The following is a 17,287-nucleotide window of genomic DNA, read 5'->3' on the forward strand; positions in this document are numbered from 1 at the left end:
GTGGCGGCCCGTGGTTTTACTGCAAGCGATGTTTATCGAAATTAATCAGGCATCCTGCCCTGGTGAGCTCCAGCCCGCCGCCCTCCGGCACACAGCGCTTTAGTACGCGTTCACCACAACCCACATTGGCCCCTGGCCGACGGCATAACGGCCTTTTTCCGTCAGCAACCCCTGAGTGCCCGTAATTTCATAGACCGCGATATGATGTGATTTTTGACCCGCAGCAATCAGGTATTTTCCGCTATTGTCGATATTAAAGCCGCGCGGTTGGGCTTCCGTCGGCTGGAAGCCTTCAACGCTCAGTACGCTGCCGTCTTCGGAGACACTAAAGACGGTAATCAGACTGGCGGTACGGTCACAGGCATACAGATGCCGTCCATCCGGCGTAATATGAATATCCGCCGCCCAGCGGGTATCGGAAAAATCGGCGGGCATCATATCCAGGGTTTGTACGCACTCTATCTCGCCATGCGGATTTTTAAGCTGCCAGACATCCACCGAACTGTTCAGTTCATTGACGCAATACGCATATTGTCGATTCGGGTGGAAGACCATATGACGCGGGCCTGCCCCTTCAACTGTATTTACTTCCGCCGGCTCCTGGGCCACCAGATGGCCGTCATCGCTTAGCGTAAACAGACAAATGCGATCCTGTTTTAGCGCAGGCACCCACAGGGTACGGTTATCCGGCGTAATATTTGCCGAGTGGCAGCCGTCCAGCCCCTCCACCACATCCACCAGCTCAACCGGCAGGCCATCCTGTAAGCGCGTCACGCTGACATTACCGGCGTTATACGATCCGACAAAGACAAAACGACCATGATGATCGGTAGAAATATGGGTCGGGCTACCCGGCAGGGCGGATTCGGCGGCAAACGTCAGCGCGCCATCATCCGGCGCAATACGATACGCCAGGACACGAAACTCCGGGCGCACGCCGACATAGAGGTAGCGTTTATCCGGACTGACCACCATCGGCTGAACCTGACCGGGCACATCCACGACCTGCACCAGCGTCAGCGTCCCTTCGTGGTTCAGGCTCCAGACGTGAATTTGCTGACTCTCAGGGCTGGCGGTATAGACTGTTTGTTTCATGAGTACTCCTTTGCATATGGCATGTAGCTGCAATAACAGGACACAGCTTAACGTAGTCGCTTTTGACGGCGAATGCTGAATTCAGACGCAGAATTTTGTCTGCTTACCGTCCCGGTGTACCATGCCGACAGACGGAATTATTACTCTTAATCTGGAAAAAATTATGACTGCACGCGTGATTGCCCTCGATTTAGACGGAACGTTATTAACCCCGCATAAAACCTTACTCCCCTCCTCGCTTGACGCGCTATCACGCGCCAAAGAGGCGGGCTTTCAACTTATCATTGTCACGGGTCGCCATCACGTTGCTATTCATCCTTTTTATCAGGCGCTGGCGCTGGAAACACCTGCTATTTGCTGCAACGGCACCTATTTGTATGATTATCAAGCTAAAACTGTCCTGGATGCCGATCCTATGCCCGTGGATAAGGCGTTGCAGTTGATTGATTTACTGGATGAGCATCAGATTCACGGCCTGATGTATGTTGATGACGCTATGCTTTACGAACACCCAACCGGTCACGTCGTGCGTACCTCCCGGTGGGCGCAGACCTTGCCGCCGGAGCAACGTCCGACCTTTACACAGGTCTCTTCGTTAGCGCAGGCGGCGCGCGACGTGAATGCCGTGTGGAAGTTTGCGCTTACCGATGAAGATATTCCCAGGCTACAGCGGTTCGGTCAGCATGTTGAACAGGCGCTTGGCCTGGAGTGCGAATGGTCATGGCACGATCAGGTGGATATCGCGCGCAAAGGCAACAGTAAAGGCAAGCGCCTTACCCAGTGGATAGAAGCGCAGGGAGGGTCAATGAAGAATGTGATCGCTTTCGGCGATAACTACAACGACATCAGTATGCTGGAGGCGGCAGGTACCGGCGTTGCGATGGGCAACGCCGATGATGCGGTGAAAGCGCGCGCTGACGTTGTGATCGGCGATAACACTACCGATAGCATCGCCAAATTTATTTACACCCACCTGCTATAGTCAGGCGGTGATAGAAACGCTTTTCACCTGCGCGTAAAGCCACAGGCCAGGCTTGATATTCAGCTCATCCCTGGCCCACGGGCTTATTCGCGCCCACAGCGTTCTGCCGCCTATCTCAAGCTGGACTTCCACCTGCCCGTTATCGTCATAGCAATTCGCCACTTTTGCCCGCAATACGTTGCGGATACTGGTCTGCTGCGGCGGCTGTAGTACCAGCGAGACATCCGACGCCTGTATACGAATACGCAGTGTGGATTGCAGCGGCTGATTGAGTTTATTTACCCACAGGTGCTGGTCGCCAAGCGCCAAAGCGGTCATGGCATAATGCGGGTGATGCTCCAGCACGCTGACTTTCAGAATACTGCTCTGTTGCTCTTTCGGCAGCCACGGGTGCATAACGCTGCTTCCCCAGACCTCCTCCAGCGGGCCAAACGCTTTAACCTGTCCATCCTCCAGCACCATGACTTTATCCGCCAGGTGGAGAATTTCATCGAGAGAATGGCTGACATACAGCATGGGAATATTGATTTCCCGCGCCAGCCGTTGCAGGTACGGCAGTAATTCGCGTTTACGCGGGATATCCAGCGAGGCCAACGGTTCGTCCAACAGCAGCAACTCCGGGGCGGTGAGCAATGCCCGGCCTATCGCTACGCGCTGTTTTTCTCCGCCGGACAAGCTCCCCGGCAGGCGATCAAGCAACGCTTCAATTCCCAGCAGCGACACCAGCTTATCAAACTGACCGGTCATGCTTTTCGCCATGCCGTAGCGCAAATTGCCGCGTACTTTGTAATGGGGGAACAGGCGCGCATCCTGGAAAACATAACCGATGCGGCGCTTTTCCGGCGTTAAACAGATACCGTTTTCCGCGTCATGCAACACCCGGCCATTCAGCGCGATGCGTCCTTTTTGCGGGCGAGTCAAACCGCTGATGGCATTAATCAGCGAGGTTTTTCCCGCGCCGGAGACGCCAAAGATAGCCGTGATCCCACTGGCTGGCAGCGTTTCGTTGAGGGTTAAACAGTGCGTTCCCAGCGTCTGGGAAAAATTAAGCTCCAGCATGGTTAGCGCCCCGTCCGTTCACGGCTAATCCGCGCCAGCCATTCAGAAATCAACAGCGAAATCAGCGCTAATACAATCGAAATCACGCACAGCCTCGCCGCCGCGCTCTCCCCGCCCGGCGTCTGGATCAAGGTATACATGGCGGAAGGTATGGTGCGGGTTTCGCCCGGAATATTAGAAACAAAGGTAATGGTCGCGCCAAATTCGCCAAGCGAACGGGCAAACGCCAGCACCGTACCGACAATAATGCCCGGCAGGGTAAGCGGTAAGGTGATAGTCAGAAAAACGCGCCAGCGCCCGGCGCCCAGCGTTCTGGCGGCCTGTTCAAGCTTGATATCCACCCCCTCCAGCGCCAGCCGAATGGCCCGCACCATCAGCGGGAAGGACATCACCGCCGCCGCCAGCACGGCGCCGCGCCAGCTAAAGGCAAACGTGAGACCGAACCAGTCATACAGCCACTGGCCAATAAACCCGCGTCGCCCCATCGACACCAGCAGCAGATAGCCGACCACCACCGGCGGCAGCACCAGCGGCAGATGCAGGACGCTATCAAGTAAGGCTTTGCCCGGAAACCGGCATCGTACCAGTAACCAGGCAAAAAAGATCCCAAACGGCAGGCTAAACAGCACGGCCAGGGAAGACACTTTCAGGCTAAGAAGGACAGCCTGCCATTCTGGATCGGTCAGTATCATTACTTCGTCGTAAATCCATAACGTTTAAAGATTGCCGAGGCCTGCGGTCCTTTCAGGTAATCATAGAACGCGCTGACGGTCGCATTTTTATGCCCCTCCACGATAGCGATGGGGTATTCCACTTTTTTATGTGAATCTTCCGGGAACGTCGCCACCACGTTGACCCCCTTGCTGGCGACCGCATCAGAACCGTATACAATGCCCAAAGGCGCTTCGTTACGTTCGACCAGCGCCAACGCGCCGCGCACATCCTCGCCCGGCGCCAGTTTCGGTTCAAGCGTTTGCCATGCGCCCAACTTTTGCAGCGCTTCTTTGGCATAAATTCCCGCCGGTACGTGTTGCGGATCGCCCACCGCCAGACGCCCGCCGTTCAGCAGACGAATCCAGTCCGTTTTGTTGTCGATGGTAAACGGTTTCTGCTCGCTGGCTTTCGGCGCCACCACCACCAGGCTATTGCCAAGCAATGTTTCGCGCGTCGTGGTATCCACCGCTTTTTTATCGGCTGCGTAATCCATCCATTTCTGGTCAGCAGAGATGAAGAGATCCGCCGGCGCGCCCGCTTCTATCTGGCGCGCCAGCGTTGAAGAGGAGGCGAATGAGGAGACCACATCCACATTTTTCTCTTTTTTATATTCTGCCGCAATGTCTTGCATCGCGTTCGTTAGCGACGCGGCGGCAAATACGGTGATCTTGCCTTCATCCGCCAGCGCATGACCAGCGATGACGAAAGATAATGTCGCCCCTGCGACCAGGCGTAACCAGGAATGCGCCATCTGTAACTCCTTGTGCGTTTCGTTATGTAAACGACAATATAACGATAATCTCAGGGGTTTCCCAGCGGTTATTCATACCCATTAACGATTAAACACAGAAAATATCGGCAGGAAAAGCAGGATCTTGAGTAAACAAAAACGCCCGACTGAGCGGGCGTTTGGGGAAATCAGCGGTTCTGTCTGGACTGGTCTTTCTGACCGATACCGGAAAAAATGTTGAACACCTCACCCAGACCGTAAATCAGACCGAGGATGATGGCCATCACTACCGGTACCATGATGACGGCGAATACCAGACTTTTTAATAACTCTAACATGGGCAACTCCAGATATAGTCCTTTTTGTATTTTAACCGCATCACACAGAAAAGCACTCCCCTTTTGTGCGGTCGGCTTTGCGCTGACGCGCTTTTCAGTCACAATAGTCTTTTTACCAGGAGCTGGTTATGCAGGCCGAAATCCTTCTTACCCTGAAACTTCAGCAAAAGCTTTTTGCCGATCCCCGACGTATCTCTCTGCTGAAACACATTGCGCTTTCCGGCTCTATTAGTCAGGGCGCGAAAGACGCGGGAATCAGCTATAAGAGCGCCTGGGATGCGATAAACGACATGAACCAGCTTAGCGAACATATGCTGGTTGAGCGCGCAACGGGCGGCAAAGGCGGCGGCGGCGCGGTATTAACCCGCTATGGTCAGCGTCTGATCCAGCTTTACGATTTGCTGGGCCAAATTCAGCAAAAAGCGTTCGATGTGTTAAGCGACGATGACGCCCTGCCGCTTGACAGTCTGCTGGCCGCTATTTCCCGCTTTTCACTGCAAACCAGCGCCCGAAATCAGTGGTTCGGCACCATTACCGCCCGCGATCGCGATCAGGTGCAACAGCATGTCGATGTGCTGCTGGCCGACGGCAAAACGCGGCTCAAAGTCGCGCTGACGGCGCAAAGCGGCGAGCGTCTCGGCCTGGAGGAAGGTAAAGAAGTGCTGATCCTGCTAAAAGCGCCGTGGGTTGGCATTACCCGGGATGCAGCCGTTGCGCGCGCCGCTGACAATCAGTTGTCGGGAACGATCAGCCATATCGAGCGCGGCGCGGAACAGTGTGAAGTGTTGATGGCGCTGCCGGACGGCCAGACGCTGTGCGCCACGATACCGACTTCAGATGCCGCCACGTTAAAGGAAGGCGATGACGTGATTGCCTGGTTTAATGCGGACAGAGTGATTATTGCAACGTTGTGCTAAGCACATTGACATCCGTTGCCGAAAGACGTATCCCTGTCATTCATCGCTGCAAAAAATGGGATGCAAAATGTCATCGTTGCAAATTTCGCAAGGCACGTTTCGTCTGAGCGATACAAAAACACTTCATCTGGATTCGCTGACGCTCAATGCGGGCGATAGCTGGGCATTCGTTGGGGCTAACGGGAGCGGGAAGTCGGCGCTCGCCCGCGCGCTGGCGGGCGAACTGCCGTTATTAACAGGCGAGCGCCAGTGTCGGTTTACCCGCATTACTCGTCTGTCCTTTGAACAATTGCAAAAGCTGGTCAGCGATGAGTGGCAACGTAATAACACCGATATGCTCAGTCCTGGCGAAGACGATACCGGGCGCACTACCGCGGAAATTATTCAGGATGAAGTTCACCATCCTGCCCGCTGTGCGATGCTGGCGCAGCAGTTCGGCATTTCCGCTTTACTCGACAGGCGTTTTAAATACCTTTCTACCGGCGAGACGCGAAAAGCGCTGCTGTGTCAGGCGCTGATGTCTGAGCCGGAGTTATTAATCCTTGATGAACCGTTCGACGGACTTGACGTGACCGCCCGTCAACAACTGGCGCAACGCCTGACGGCGTTGAACCAGGCGGGTATGACCCTGGCACTGGTACTCAACCGTTTTGATGAAATCCCGGACTTCGTGCAGTTTGCCGGCGTGCTTGCCGACTGTACGCTGGCGGAGACCGGAACGACGGCGGAGTTGCTGCAACGGGCGTTGGTTGCTCAACTCGCGCACAGCGAGCGTCTGACCGACGTACAATTACCCGAACCGGACGAACCTTCCGCCCGCCATGCGTTACCCGATGGCGAACCACGGATCGTACTTAACGATGGCGTAGTCTCGTATAACGATCGCCCTATCCTCCACCACCTAAGCTGGCGAGTCAATCCGGGCGAACACTGGCAGATCGTCGGTCCTAACGGAGCGGGTAAGTCTACGTTGCTTAGCCTTATTACTGGCGATCATCCGCAAGGCTACAGCAACGATCTTACGCTGTTCGGGCGGCGGCGAGGAAGCGGCGAAACAATCTGGGATATCAAAAAACATATCGGCTACGTCAGCAGCAGTTTACATCTGGATTACCGCGTCAGTACCACGGTGCGCAATGTCATTCTCTCCGGCTATTTCGATTCTATCGGCATTTACCAGGCCGTTTCAGACAGGCAACGAAAACTGGCGCAACAGTGGCTGGATATTCTGGGAATCGATAAGCGTACGGCGGATGCCCCCTTCCACAGTCTCTCCTGGGGACAGCAGCGGCTGGCGCTGATCGTGCGCGCGCTGGTTAAGCATCCGACAGTGTTGATTCTGGATGAGCCGCTGCAAGGGTTGGACCCGCTGAACCGCCAACTGGTACGCCGTTTTGTAGATGTATTAATTCGCCAGGGAGAGACCCAACTGCTGTTCGTTTCCCATCATGCAGAGGATGCGCCTGCCTGTATTACCCACCGGCTGGAATTTGTACCAGAGGGCGAACGTTATAAGTACGTTTCCGGACGATGCAATAATTAAATGTATTATCAGAATGGCGCCGCGCGCCATTCTGGAACCACTCTCCTTTTATTAAGAATAATAATAACGGTCGATAAGCTTACTATCTCTTGAATCGCTGACCGCCTCATTGTCATAATAATCCTGAAATTTTCGACAATGATGTCGTATGTGAATATAAGGGATTCATTATGGCTTTTCGTTTTCCACAAATAATACTATTTTTACTGGCAGCCATGTTATTTTGCCCCGGCAGTTATGCTGAGCAAAAGCCGACCGCTGCGCAGGAAGCGCGTAAAACCGCCGTTGAGGTCGCTGTTGAAGGCATGAGTCGCGCCGCCGTTGCGGGTCCGACAAAGATTAGTTTAGGTGATAAAGCCACGCTTAATCTGCCGGAAGGATTTACCTGGATACCCGCAAAAGAAGCGGCGGTATTTATGCGTGAAATTGGTAACTATGTTGACGATGAATATTTTTACGGTCTCGTATTTAAAAAGGAAATGAATGGATTTATTTCTATCGAATATGATGATTCTGGTTATGTAAAAGATGATGATGCAAAAAACTGGGATGCCGATGAATTAATGGATAACCTGCGCAAAGGCACAAAAGAAGCGAATAAAGATCGTATTGCAAAAGGCATTGAGCCGATAGAAATTATTGGCTGGATCGAGAAGCCTACCTACGATGCAACCAATCATCGTCTGATCTGGTCCGCCGCCATCCAGGATATCGGCACCAACGAACCACTGAATGAACAAGGCGTGAACTACAACACCTATCTGCTGGGACGTGAAGGCTATTTTTCTTTAAATCTGGTGACCGACAGAGGTTCTGTTGACCACGAAATCCCTCTGGCGAAAAGAATTCTCAGTTCCGTCAAGTTCAACCCGGGACAACGCTACGCTGACTTCAACGAATCAACGGACAAAATAGCGGAGTATGGGCTCGCCGCGCTGATTGGCGGTATCGCGGCCAAGAAAGTAGGGCTGCTTGCTATGCTCGGTATCGCGTTACTTAAATTCTGGAAAGTGACCGCTATCGGCGTCGTCGCTGTCGGGGCGCTCGCCAGGAAGCTACTCTCGCGTAAAAAAGACTGACAGCTCCTGCCCCGTCCGTTTCATTCCCAGGCGCGTAACGCGCCTTTTTTTCGGATAAAAAGCAGAAGCATTCTCAAGCCAGATGATTTGTAATCATTTAATTGATATAAATGCGTAAAATCACCAGTGTGTAAACGATTCCACTAATTTATTACATGTCACACTTTTCGCATCTTTGTTATGCTATGGTTATTCCATACCATAGGCTTAACGGAGCGAATTATGAGAGTATTGGTTACAGGTGGTAGCGGTTACATTGGAAGTCATACCTGCGTACAATTGCTGCAAAATGGTCATGACGTCGTCATCCTCGATAACCTCTGCAACAGCAAGCGCAGCGTGCTGCCCGTTATTGAACGTCTGGGCGGTAAGCACCCGACCTTTGTCGAAGGCGATATTCGCAACGAAGCGCTTATAACCGAAATTCTGCACGATCACGCGATTGATACCGTGATTCACTTTGCCGGCCTGAAAGCCGTCGGCGAATCGGTCGCCAGGCCGCTGGAGTACTATGACAACAACGTCAACGGTACGCTGCGGTTGGTCAGCGCCATGCGTGCGGCCAACGTTAAAAACCTTATTTTTAGCTCCTCCGCCACCGTTTATGGCGATCAGCCCAAAATTCCTTACGTCGAAAGTTTTCCTACCGGCACGCCGCAAAGCCCCTACGGCAAAAGTAAATTGATGGTAGAACAGATCCTCACCGATCTGCAAAAAGCCCAGCCGGAGTGGAGTATTGCGCTGCTGCGTTATTTCAACCCGGTCGGCGCGCACCCGTCGGGCGACATGGGAGAAGATCCGCAAGGTATTCCGAATAACCTGATGCCCTATATCGCCCAGGTCGCCGTGGGTCGTCGCGAATCGCTCGCCGTTTTCGGCAATGATTACCCGACCGAGGATGGCACCGGCGTACGCGATTACATTCACGTTATGGACTTAGCCGACGGGCACGTCGTGGCAATGGAAAAACTGGCGGACAAATCCGGCGTACATATTTATAACCTCGGCGCGGGTGTCGGCAGTAGCGTCCTGGATGTGGTCAACGCCTTTAGTAAAGCCTGCGGTAAACCCATTAATTACCACTTCGCGCCGCGTCGCGACGGCGATCTCCCGGCGTATTGGGCGGATGCCAGCAAAGCCGATCGCGAGCTGAACTGGCACGTCACCCGCACGCTTGACGAAATGGCGCAGGACACCTGGCACTGGCAGTCACGCCATCCGCAGGGATACCCAGATTAAGGACGTTGTTATGACCCCATTTAATCCCATCGATCATCCGCATCGCCGTTATAACCCGCTTACCGGCCAGTGGGTTCTGGTTTCGCCGCATCGCGCAAAACGCCCCTGGCAGGGGGCGCAGGAAACGCCGTCTCAGCAAATGCTGCCGGCCCACGATCCGGACTGCTTCCTGTGTGCGGGCAATACGCGTGTCACCGGCGATAAAAATCCCGATTACAAAGGGACTTACGTCTTTACTAACGATTTCGCGGCGCTGATGGCCGATACGCCGGATGCGCCGGACAGCCACGATCCGCTGATGCGCTGTCAGAGCGCGCGCGGCACCAGCCGCGTGATCTGCTTTTCTCCCGATCACAGTAAAACGCTGCCGGAGTTGAGCCTGCCCGCGCTGACGGAAATCGTCAGAACCTGGCAGACGCAGACCGCCGAGTTAGGCAAAACCTATCCGTGGGTGCAGGTCTTTGAAAATAAAGGCGCGGCGATGGGCTGTTCGAACCCGCATCCGCATGGACAGGTCTGGGCCAACAGCTTCCTGCCGAATGAGGCCGAACGCGAAGATCGTTTACAAAAAGCCTACTTCGCCGAGCAGCGCTCGCCAATGCTGGTGGATTATGTCCAGCGAGAACTGGCGGACGGCAGCCGCACCGTGGTCGAAACCGAACACTGGCTGGCGGTGGTGCCTTACTGGGCGGCGTGGCCGTTCGAAACGCTACTGTTACCCAAAACGCATGTCCTGCGCATTACCGATTTAAGCGACGAGCAGCGCGACTCTCTGGCGCTGGCGTTGAAAAAGCTGACCAGTCGTTATGACAACCTGTTTCAGTGTTCCTTCCCCTACTCAATGGGCTGGCACGGCGCGCCGTTTAACGGTGAAGAAAACGCACACTGGCAGTTGCACGCACACTTTTACCCGCCGCTGCTGCGCTCTGCGACCGTCCGTAAATTTATGGTCGGCTATGAAATGCTGGCGGAAACCCAGCGTGATTTAACCGCAGAACAAGCAGCTGAACGCCTGCGCGCGGTCAGCGACATCCATTTTCGCGAATCCGGAGTATAAAAATGAATCTGAAAGAGAAAACGCGCGCGCTGTTTGCTGAAATTTTCGGCTACCCTGCCACCCACACGATTCAGGCGCCAGGCCGCGTCAATCTGATCGGCGAGCACACTGATTACAATGATGGTTTTGTTCTGCCCTGCGCTATCGATTACCAGACCGTAATTAGCTGTGCGCCGCGCGACGATCGTACCGTACGGGTGATTGCCGCCGATTACGACAATCAGGTGGACGAATTTTCACTGGATGCGCCGATCGTGACCCACGATAGCCAGCAGTGGTCTAACTATGTGCGCGGCGTAGTGAAACACCTGCAACAGCGTAACAACGCGTTTGGCGGCGTGGATATGGTCATCAGCGGCAATGTGCCGCAGGGCGCCGGGTTAAGCTCCTCCGCCTCGCTGGAAGTGGCGGTGGGCACCGTCTTCCAGCAGCTTTATCACCTGCCGCTGGACGGCGCGCAAATTGCGCTCAACGGACAAGAGGCCGAGAACCAGTTTGTCGGCTGTAACTGCGGCATTATGGATCAGCTCATCTCTGCGCTCGGCAAAAAAGATCATGCGTTGCTGATTGATTGCCGTACGCTCGGCGCCAAAGCGGTTTCCATGCCGAAAGGTGTCGCCGTGGTGATCATCAATAGTAACTTTAAGCGCACGCTGGTGGGCAGCGAGTATAATACCCGCCGTGAACAGTGCGAAACCGGCGCCCGTTTCTTCCAGCAGCCGGCCCTGCGCGATGTCAGCCTTGAGGCGTTCAATGCCGTTGCCAGCGAACTGGACCCGGTAGTCGCAAAACGCGTTCGCCATGTATTGAGCGAAAATGCGCGCACCATTGAAGCGGCAAGCGCGCTGGAGAAAGGTGATTTGCAACGTATGGGCCAACTGATGGCGGAGTCCCATGCCTCAATGCGCGATGATTTCGAAATTACCGTCCCGCAGATAGACACGCTGGTAGACATCGTCAAAGCGACCATCGGCGATCAAGGCGGCGTGCGCATGACCGGCGGCGGCTTTGGCGGCTGTGTTGTCGCGCTGATCCCGGAAGATCTGGTTCCCGCTGTTCGGCAGGCCGTTGCGCAACAGTACGAAGCGAAAACCGGAATCAAAGAAACCTTTTATGTATGCAAACCGTCACAAGGAGCAGGACAGTGCTAAATGAAACGCCCGCACTGGCCCCCGATGGTCAACCGTACCGCCTGCTAACCCTGCGCAACAGCGCAGGGATGGTGGTAACGCTGATGGACTGGGGAGCCACTCTTCTTTCCGCCCGTATTCCGCTGTCTGACGGCAGCGTTCGGGAAGCATTGCTGGGCTGCGCCAGCCCGGAACACTACCCTGAACAGACGTCGTTCCTCGGCGCCTCTATTGGCCGTTACGCGAACCGTATCGCCAATAGCCGCTATACGTTTGCCGGCGAAACCGTACAGTTAAGCCCAAGCCAGGGCGAGAACCAGCTACACGGCGGACCGGAAGGCTTTGACAAGCGCCGCTGGCAAATTGTGAACCAGAACGATCGCCAGGTATTATTCGCGCTCACCTCTGATGACGGCGACCAGGGCTTTCCTGGCCATCTGTGCGCCACGGCGCAATATCGTCTGACCGATGACAATAGAATCTCCATCACTTACCGGGCAACGGTCGATAAGCCCTGTCCGGTGAATTTGACCAACCACGTCTATTTTAATCTGGACGGCGATCGGACCGACGTGCGCCAGCATAAGCTGCAAATTCTGGCGGATGAGTATCTGCCGGTAGATGAATCCGGTATTCCACGCCAGGGGCTAAAATCGGTAGCCAATACCTCGTTTGACTTCCGGATGCCAAAAGTCATTGCCAGTGAATTTCTCGCCGATGACGATCAGCGCAAGGTTAAAGGCTACGATCATGCTTTCCTGCTACAGACGCAGGGTGATGGCAAAAAGCCGGCGGCCCGTCTGTGGTCACAGGATGGAAAGCTACAAATGATGGTTTACACCACCGCCCCGGCGTTACAGTTTTATTCCGGCAATTATCTGGCGGGTACACCTTCCCGCGGGCCGGAACCTTATGCCGACTGGCAAGGGCTGGCGCTGGAAAGCGAACTGCTGCCGGACAGCCCGAATCATCCTGAATGGCCGCAGCCTGACTGTATCCTTCGCCCTGGCGAGGAGTACGCCAGCCTGACCGAGTATCAGTTTATTCCGTTCTAACGATATGCCGCTACATGCCCGATGACGCAAGCTTATCGGGCCTACGCGCCATTGCCCTGCTCAAACCTCCACCACTTAAAGACAAAATCGCAACTCTGAGTTCACAAGAACCTTACACTGCGCCACTATTTTCGCTATGGTTATGCGTAAGCATTGCCGCCAACACCTCGCGGCAATATAATGAGAATCATTATCATTACATATGATTTATAGGAGTGAGAGTATGGCTGTAACTAAGCTGGTTCTGGTACGTCACGGTGAAAGTCAATGGAACAAAGAGAACCGTTTCACCGGCTGGTATGATGTTGACCTGTCTGAAAAAGGCGTAAGCGAAGCAAAAGCAGCGGGTAAACTGCTAAAAGAAGAAGGTTTCAGCTTTGATTTTGCCTACACTTCCGTACTGAAACGCGCTATCCATACGCTGTGGAACGTACTGGATGAACTGGATCAGGCGTGGCTGCCGGTGGAAAAATCCTGGAAACTCAATGAACGTCACTATGGTGCGTTGCAGGGGCTGAATAAAGCGGAAACGGCAGAAAAATATGGTGACGAGCAGGTTAAACAGTGGCGCCGCGGTTTTGCCGTGACGCCGCCGGAACTGACTAAAGATGATGAGCGTTATCCGGGTCACGATCCACGTTATGCCAAACTGAGCGAGAAAGAGCTGCCGTTGACCGAAAGTCTGGCGCTGACCATCGACCGCGTTATTCCTTACTGGAACGACACCATCCTGCCGCGTATGAAGAGCGGTGAGCGCGTGATCATCGCCGCTCACGGTAACTCATTGCGTGCGCTGGTGAAATACCTGGATAACATGAGTGAAGATGAGATTCTTGAGTTAAACATCCCGACCGGCGTGCCGCTGGTGTATGAGTTCGACGAAAACTTCAAGCCGCTCAAACATTACTATCTGGGCAACGCTGACGAAATCGCTGCGAAAGCGGCTGCCGTGGCGAATCAGGGTAAAGCGAAGTAATCACCTTTGCCGGATGGCGGTATAACTGCCTTATCCGGCCTACGAGCAATGGGTAGGCCGGATAAGCGCAGCGCCATCAGGCAATATGTCTTAAACAGCGATCACGCCGTCCAGCACCACCTGCAATTTCCCCTGCGAACAGCGCTCCACGCGTCCTCGTACCCGGTACACTTCAGCCAGACGCTCCGCAGTAATCACCGTCTCCGGCGCGCCGCTGGCGACCAGCCTGCCGTCTTTTAGCATCAGGACATGGTCACCATGACGCAGTGCAATATTAATGTCATGCGCCACGACTATCGTTACCCTATTTTGCGCCTGGGTATCCCGACGCACGAGATCCATTACGTGAAACTGATAGTTTAAATCCAGCGCGCTGAGCGGCTCATCCAGCAACAGAAGTTCAGGGCGACGAATCAGCGATTGCGCCAGACCCACTAACTGCCGCTGACCGCCGGAAAGCTGGTCGAGATACTGCAACGCCAGATGCGTTATGCCCAATTGCTCAAGGATAGCCAGTATCTGCGATCTGCCCTGCGCATTGTCTCTGCCGCCTGATGCCCGTAGTACCACGATAATCGACTCCAGTACATGCAGATGTACACCCTGCGGTAATGACTGCGGCAAAAATACAACTTTCTGCGCCCGCTCGGCAAACGATAACGACATGAGATCTTCGCCATCAAGCAGCGCCTCGCCGTCGGCGTTATTCAGCCCGGCCAGCGAACGTAGTAACGTCGATTTACCACAGCCGTTCGGCCCCAGCAAAATGGTAATTTTCCCGCGCGGCAGTAAGGGAACGTTGAGATCTGCAATAACCGGCTGAGTGGAATAGCCGGCGCTAAATGAGCGGAGCATTAACCCGCGCATCAGAGACTCCCCCGATGTCGCAATACAATGCTTAAAAAGAACGGAACCCCGACCAGCGAGGTGACAATCCCCACCGGCACCATGACGCCCGGAATACTATTTTTCGCCGCAATAGAGGCCAGCGATAACACCAGCCCGCCTATCAGCACGCTGCCCGGAAGGTAGAAACGGTGATCTTCCCCCAACAGTATTCGCGCAATGTGCGGCGCAACGAGACCAATAAAACCAATCGGCCCGACGAAAGCTACCGCCAGCGCTGATAACAAGCTGATACGCAACAATGACAGCAGGCGTAAACGGCGGACATGAATCCCAAAGCTCATCGCCCTCTCTTCGCCCAGACGTAATGCCGTGAGTTGCCAGGCGCTTCGTAACGCGCAAAAAAGCACAGCAATAAACACCACGGCCAGTACGCCCAATTTTTCCCACGACGCGCGGACCAGGCTCCCCATCGTCCAGAATACCAGCCCCTGCAGCGTATCTTCATCAGCCACAAACTGCATAATGGCGACCAACGCGTTAAAGGTGAATACCAGCGCAATACCGAACAACACCACTCCGGATGCGGCGACGCCTGTCCAACGGGTAATACCGTCCAGGAGTAACGCGGATAAAAGCGCAAAGATGAACGCATTGGCCGGGATAAACCAGGCGGCAGGAATACCGGGAATACCGATCCCCAACACAATCGCCAGCGCAGCGCCAAAAGCCGCTGCGGACGATACGCCGAGGGTAAACGGCGTCGCCAGCGGATTATTTAAAATGGTTTGCATTTCGGCGCCCGCTAACCCTAACGCCATGCCCACCAGTAGGGCCATCAGGGCATAGGGTAAACGAATATCCCAGACAATAACGTGTATGCCCGCATTCACCTTTTCCGGCTGGAAAAGCGCCTGCCACAGCGCACTGAGCGGTAAACCAGAAGACCCACAGGTTACATCCACCATCAGTGAAGCCATCATCGCCAGCGCAATAGCTAACATGAGCACGGCCCGTTTGCGTATGATCTGGCGATAGCGCGGAATGACGGGCGTGGAAGCGAGACCGGGGGCTAAAAGTGATTTGTCCTGACAGGTCATGGTTCGGGCTACGTTATTAATCAGAGGAGAATTATAGCGCCGAATTATTTCGTTATATATTTATTTATATTTCGATTGATGACACGGTGGGCTATCTCATCGGTTTCCAATAAATATCCTCCGGCATAGCCCTGTCTCTTGATCAGACCTCCTGATCAAGAGACAGGGCCTGGCTGGGGGTTTTCTATAGACAAAAAAAGCGTGGAGCCATCCACGCTTGAGGCTGCTGACAAAATGTAACCAGGTGGCAATGTTCCAACCACGGACCTACAAAAAGTACGTAATCTGTTGATATTCTCGTTTCGTAAGTCAGGCAAAGCGCTAGCTGCCTCTCGCAGAAATGCCAACACCACAGATAATTGTCAGCAGTCCTCATTTTTCAGTCAGCAAATATCGGTCCGGCAGGGAATTTCGCCAGAAACCCGGTGACGGCCAGCAGCGACCACAGCCCGGGCCACCCAATCTGGCGCTCCCGCAGTTCATCATCCAGCGTCATAAGCGCAAACTCACCTTTATCGCCCAGCACGCCGCCCTGCCAGAGCAGCCGCTGCGCCTGCTGCCGCGCCCAGGGAGAATCGCTCTTCCAGGCCAGCAGGTGCAGCAGAGCCTGCTGCAGGCAGACACTGTGAGAATGTTGATCCCGCAACAGCCGCCGGTAAACCGGCAGCGATATGCTGCGCACGGTATAAAAACCGCTGCGGGTTTCGCTGTCAACATCTGCCATGCCAGCACAGAACTGACTGGCCAGGTCACATAAACGATTGTGCGTCAGCGGCTGGCGCAGGGCATCCAGACGACCTGCTGCGGCACACAGCAGCCCGCTCCTTTGCCGTTCTTGTGACAGCGAATCAGGCAAAACCGCTACCGTTTCAGCCGCCCCGGCCTGCGCATGCTGTACGCCCGCGTCATAACAACGGACAAAGAAATCATGGCTGCCACGGACGATTGACGGGTGCGCCAGCAGATTCAGCGCCGGGTGCAGTTGTTCAAGCTCGTCCAGTGACGCCAGCGTATAATTGACAACCACATCTTTTGTCGACGCCCGGCCTTCCGGACGAAATGCTATGGTTTCATTCATCAAAGTCTCCTTATGGGACATTCCCGGAGGCGATGCTGCGCATCTGTCCGGGCTACAGATCCATGCAATTCGGTAGCCCGGACAGGCGCAACGCGCCGCCTCCGGGAAAGGAACAGATTTACATCGCCAGCACGTACTTGAGCATCACGCCCGCCGCAATGGCCGAACCGATACCCCCCGCCACGTTCGGCCCCATCGCGTGCATCAGCAGGAAGTTCTGCGGGTCTGATGCCAGCCCCACTTTGTTCGATACGCGTGCCGCCATCGGCACTGCCGACACCCCCGCCGAACCGATAAGCGGGTTGATTTTGTTCTTACTGCACAGGTTCAGCAGCTTCGCCATCAGCAC

The 17,287-nt window shown here is 54.6% G+C and carries 18 protein-coding genes; 9 read left to right on the forward strand and 9 right to left on the reverse strand.

The window, feature by feature from the left end:
- Positions 1-99: 99 nt before the first annotated feature.
- A complete protein-coding gene (gene pgl / locus ACLJNW_RS07405; protein WP_000815468.1) occupies positions 100-1,095 on the reverse strand; it encodes a 6-phosphogluconolactonase in 996 nt (331 codons plus the stop codon).
- 163 nt (positions 1,096-1,258) lie between these two features.
- On the opposite strand from pgl, the gene ACLJNW_RS07410 reads away from it, so the two are divergent.
- Positions 1,259-2,077 (forward strand): pyridoxal phosphatase, encoded by an 819-nt coding sequence (locus ACLJNW_RS07410; RefSeq protein ID WP_023203951.1) that lies wholly within the window; start codon positions 1,259-1,261, stop codon positions 2,075-2,077.
- Here the strand turns inward: ACLJNW_RS07410 and modC are convergent, their stop codons facing one another.
- From modC to ACLJNW_RS07430, 4 genes are all read right to left on the reverse strand, one after another.
- Positions 2,078-3,136, reverse strand: coding sequence for a molybdenum ABC transporter ATP-binding protein ModC (gene modC, locus ACLJNW_RS07415; RefSeq protein ID WP_000891710.1), 1,059 nt, complete (start codon positions 3,134-3,136; stop codon positions 2,078-2,080).
- Positions 3,137-3,138: 2 nt separating this feature from the next.
- Entirely contained in the window at positions 3,139-3,828 is a 690-nt protein-coding gene (modB, locus tag ACLJNW_RS07420; RefSeq protein ID WP_000604026.1) for a molybdate ABC transporter permease subunit, read from the reverse strand.
- Positions 3,828-4,601 (reverse strand): molybdate ABC transporter substrate-binding protein, encoded by a 774-nt coding sequence (gene modA, locus ACLJNW_RS07425; protein ID WP_000951416.1) that lies wholly within the window; start codon positions 4,599-4,601, stop codon positions 3,828-3,830. Before modA ends, modB begins: the two co-directional genes overlap by 1 nt.
- A 167-nt stretch (positions 4,602-4,768) precedes the next feature.
- Complete coding sequence (locus tag ACLJNW_RS07430) at positions 4,769-4,918, reverse strand: AcrZ family multidrug efflux pump-associated protein (protein WP_000891513.1); 150 nt, start codon at positions 4,916-4,918, stop codon at positions 4,769-4,771.
- 128 nt (positions 4,919-5,046) lie between these two features.
- Here ACLJNW_RS07430 and modE point away from each other — a divergent pair, with 128 nt between their 5' ends.
- The 8 genes from modE (at position 5,047) to gpmA (ending at position 13,914) form a co-directional block, all read left to right on the forward strand.
- Positions 5,047-5,835 (forward strand): molybdenum-dependent transcriptional regulator, encoded by a 789-nt coding sequence (gene modE / locus ACLJNW_RS07435; protein WP_001147418.1) that lies wholly within the window; start codon positions 5,047-5,049, stop codon positions 5,833-5,835.
- A 67-nt stretch (positions 5,836-5,902) separates the two neighbouring features.
- Complete coding sequence (gene modF, locus ACLJNW_RS07440) at positions 5,903-7,378, forward strand: molybdate ABC transporter ATP-binding protein ModF (RefSeq protein ID WP_000096940.1); 1,476 nt, start codon at positions 5,903-5,905, stop codon at positions 7,376-7,378.
- A 170-nt stretch (positions 7,379-7,548) separates the two neighbouring features.
- Positions 7,549-8,457 (forward strand): DUF2167 domain-containing protein, encoded by a 909-nt coding sequence (locus ACLJNW_RS07445; RefSeq protein ID WP_023203950.1) that lies wholly within the window; start codon positions 7,549-7,551, stop codon positions 8,455-8,457.
- Between the two features lie 222 nt (positions 8,458-8,679).
- Positions 8,680-9,696: a UDP-glucose 4-epimerase GalE gene (gene galE, locus ACLJNW_RS07450; RefSeq protein ID WP_001265463.1), complete on the forward strand. Its 1,017-nt coding sequence runs from the start codon at positions 8,680-8,682 to the stop codon at positions 9,694-9,696.
- Between the two features lie 10 nt (positions 9,697-9,706).
- Positions 9,707-10,753 (forward strand): galactose-1-phosphate uridylyltransferase, encoded by a 1,047-nt coding sequence (gene galT, locus ACLJNW_RS07455; RefSeq protein ID WP_000187473.1) that lies wholly within the window; start codon positions 9,707-9,709, stop codon positions 10,751-10,753.
- 2 nt (positions 10,754-10,755) lie between these two features.
- Entirely contained in the window at positions 10,756-11,904 is a 1,149-nt protein-coding gene (galK, locus tag ACLJNW_RS07460) for a galactokinase (protein WP_023203949.1), read from the forward strand.
- A complete protein-coding gene (gene galM / locus ACLJNW_RS07465; protein ID WP_000931428.1) occupies positions 11,898-12,938 on the forward strand; it encodes a galactose-1-epimerase in 1,041 nt (346 codons plus the stop codon). The genes galK and galM overlap by 7 nt, the downstream gene beginning before the upstream one ends.
- A 223-nt stretch (positions 12,939-13,161) precedes the next feature.
- Positions 13,162-13,914, forward strand: a complete 753-nt coding sequence (gene gpmA, locus ACLJNW_RS07470) for a 2,3-diphosphoglycerate-dependent phosphoglycerate mutase (protein ID WP_000301556.1) — start codon at positions 13,162-13,164, stop codon at positions 13,912-13,914.
- 90 nt (positions 13,915-14,004) lie between these two features.
- Here gpmA and ACLJNW_RS07475 read toward each other — a convergent pair whose 3' ends face one another.
- The 4 genes from ACLJNW_RS07475 to ACLJNW_RS07490 form a co-directional block, all read right to left on the reverse strand.
- On the reverse strand, positions 14,005-14,781 hold the full coding sequence (locus ACLJNW_RS07475) for an ABC transporter ATP-binding protein (protein WP_021000081.1): 777 nt from the start codon (positions 14,779-14,781) through the stop codon (positions 14,005-14,007).
- On the reverse strand, positions 14,781-15,860 hold the full coding sequence (locus ACLJNW_RS07480) for a FecCD family ABC transporter permease (protein WP_000128339.1): 1,080 nt from the start codon (positions 15,858-15,860) through the stop codon (positions 14,781-14,783). The genes ACLJNW_RS07475 and ACLJNW_RS07480 overlap by 1 nt, the downstream gene beginning before the upstream one ends.
- A gap of 379 nt (positions 15,861-16,239) precedes the next feature.
- Positions 16,240-16,938: a triphosphoribosyl-dephospho-CoA synthase gene (locus ACLJNW_RS07485; RefSeq protein WP_001005998.1), complete on the reverse strand. Its 699-nt coding sequence runs from the start codon at positions 16,936-16,938 to the stop codon at positions 16,240-16,242.
- 118 nt (positions 16,939-17,056) lie between these two features.
- Positions 17,057-17,287: sodium ion-translocating decarboxylase subunit beta (locus ACLJNW_RS07490; protein WP_410961054.1), on the reverse strand; the 231-nt coding region annotated here is incomplete at its 5' end.

The sequence above is a fragment of the Salmonella sp. SAL4457 genome (assembly GCF_046548235.1).
Lineage (GTDB): Bacteria > Pseudomonadota > Gammaproteobacteria > Enterobacterales > Enterobacteriaceae > Salmonella > Salmonella enterica.

Excerpts from the sequence above, each read along its gene's own strand:
- pgl (WP_000815468.1), bottom strand. The coding sequence starts at position 1,095 with ATGAAACAAACAGTCTATACCGCCAGCCCTGAGAGTCAGCAAATTCAC.
- ACLJNW_RS07410 (WP_023203951.1), top strand. The coding sequence starts at position 1,259 with ATGACTGCACGCGTGATTGCCCTCGATTTAGACGGAACGTTATTAACC.
- modC (WP_000891710.1), bottom strand. The coding sequence starts at position 3,136 with ATGCTGGAGCTTAATTTTTCCCAGACGCTGGGAACGCACTGTTTAACC.
- modB (WP_000604026.1), bottom strand. The coding sequence starts at position 3,828 with ATGATACTGACCGATCCAGAATGGCAGGCTGTCCTTCTTAGCCTGAAA.
- modA (WP_000951416.1), bottom strand. The coding sequence starts at position 4,601 with ATGGCGCATTCCTGGTTACGCCTGGTCGCAGGGGCGACATTATCTTTC.
- ACLJNW_RS07430 (WP_000891513.1), bottom strand. The coding sequence starts at position 4,918 with ATGTTAGAGTTATTAAAAAGTCTGGTATTCGCCGTCATCATGGTACCG.
- modE (WP_001147418.1), top strand. The coding sequence starts at position 5,047 with ATGCAGGCCGAAATCCTTCTTACCCTGAAACTTCAGCAAAAGCTTTTT.
- modF (WP_000096940.1), top strand. The coding sequence starts at position 5,903 with ATGTCATCGTTGCAAATTTCGCAAGGCACGTTTCGTCTGAGCGATACA.
- ACLJNW_RS07445 (WP_023203950.1), top strand. The coding sequence starts at position 7,549 with ATGGCTTTTCGTTTTCCACAAATAATACTATTTTTACTGGCAGCCATG.
- galE (WP_001265463.1), top strand. The coding sequence starts at position 8,680 with ATGAGAGTATTGGTTACAGGTGGTAGCGGTTACATTGGAAGTCATACC.
- galT (WP_000187473.1), top strand. The coding sequence starts at position 9,707 with ATGACCCCATTTAATCCCATCGATCATCCGCATCGCCGTTATAACCCG.
- galK (WP_023203949.1), top strand. The coding sequence starts at position 10,756 with ATGAATCTGAAAGAGAAAACGCGCGCGCTGTTTGCTGAAATTTTCGGC.
- gpmA (WP_000301556.1), top strand. The coding sequence starts at position 13,162 with ATGGCTGTAACTAAGCTGGTTCTGGTACGTCACGGTGAAAGTCAATGG.
- ACLJNW_RS07475 (WP_021000081.1), bottom strand. The coding sequence starts at position 14,781 with ATGCGCGGGTTAATGCTCCGCTCATTTAGCGCCGGCTATTCCACTCAG.
- ACLJNW_RS07480 (WP_000128339.1), bottom strand. The coding sequence starts at position 15,860 with ATGACCTGTCAGGACAAATCACTTTTAGCCCCCGGTCTCGCTTCCACG.
- ACLJNW_RS07485 (WP_001005998.1), bottom strand. The coding sequence starts at position 16,938 with ATGAATGAAACCATAGCATTTCGTCCGGAAGGCCGGGCGTCGACAAAA.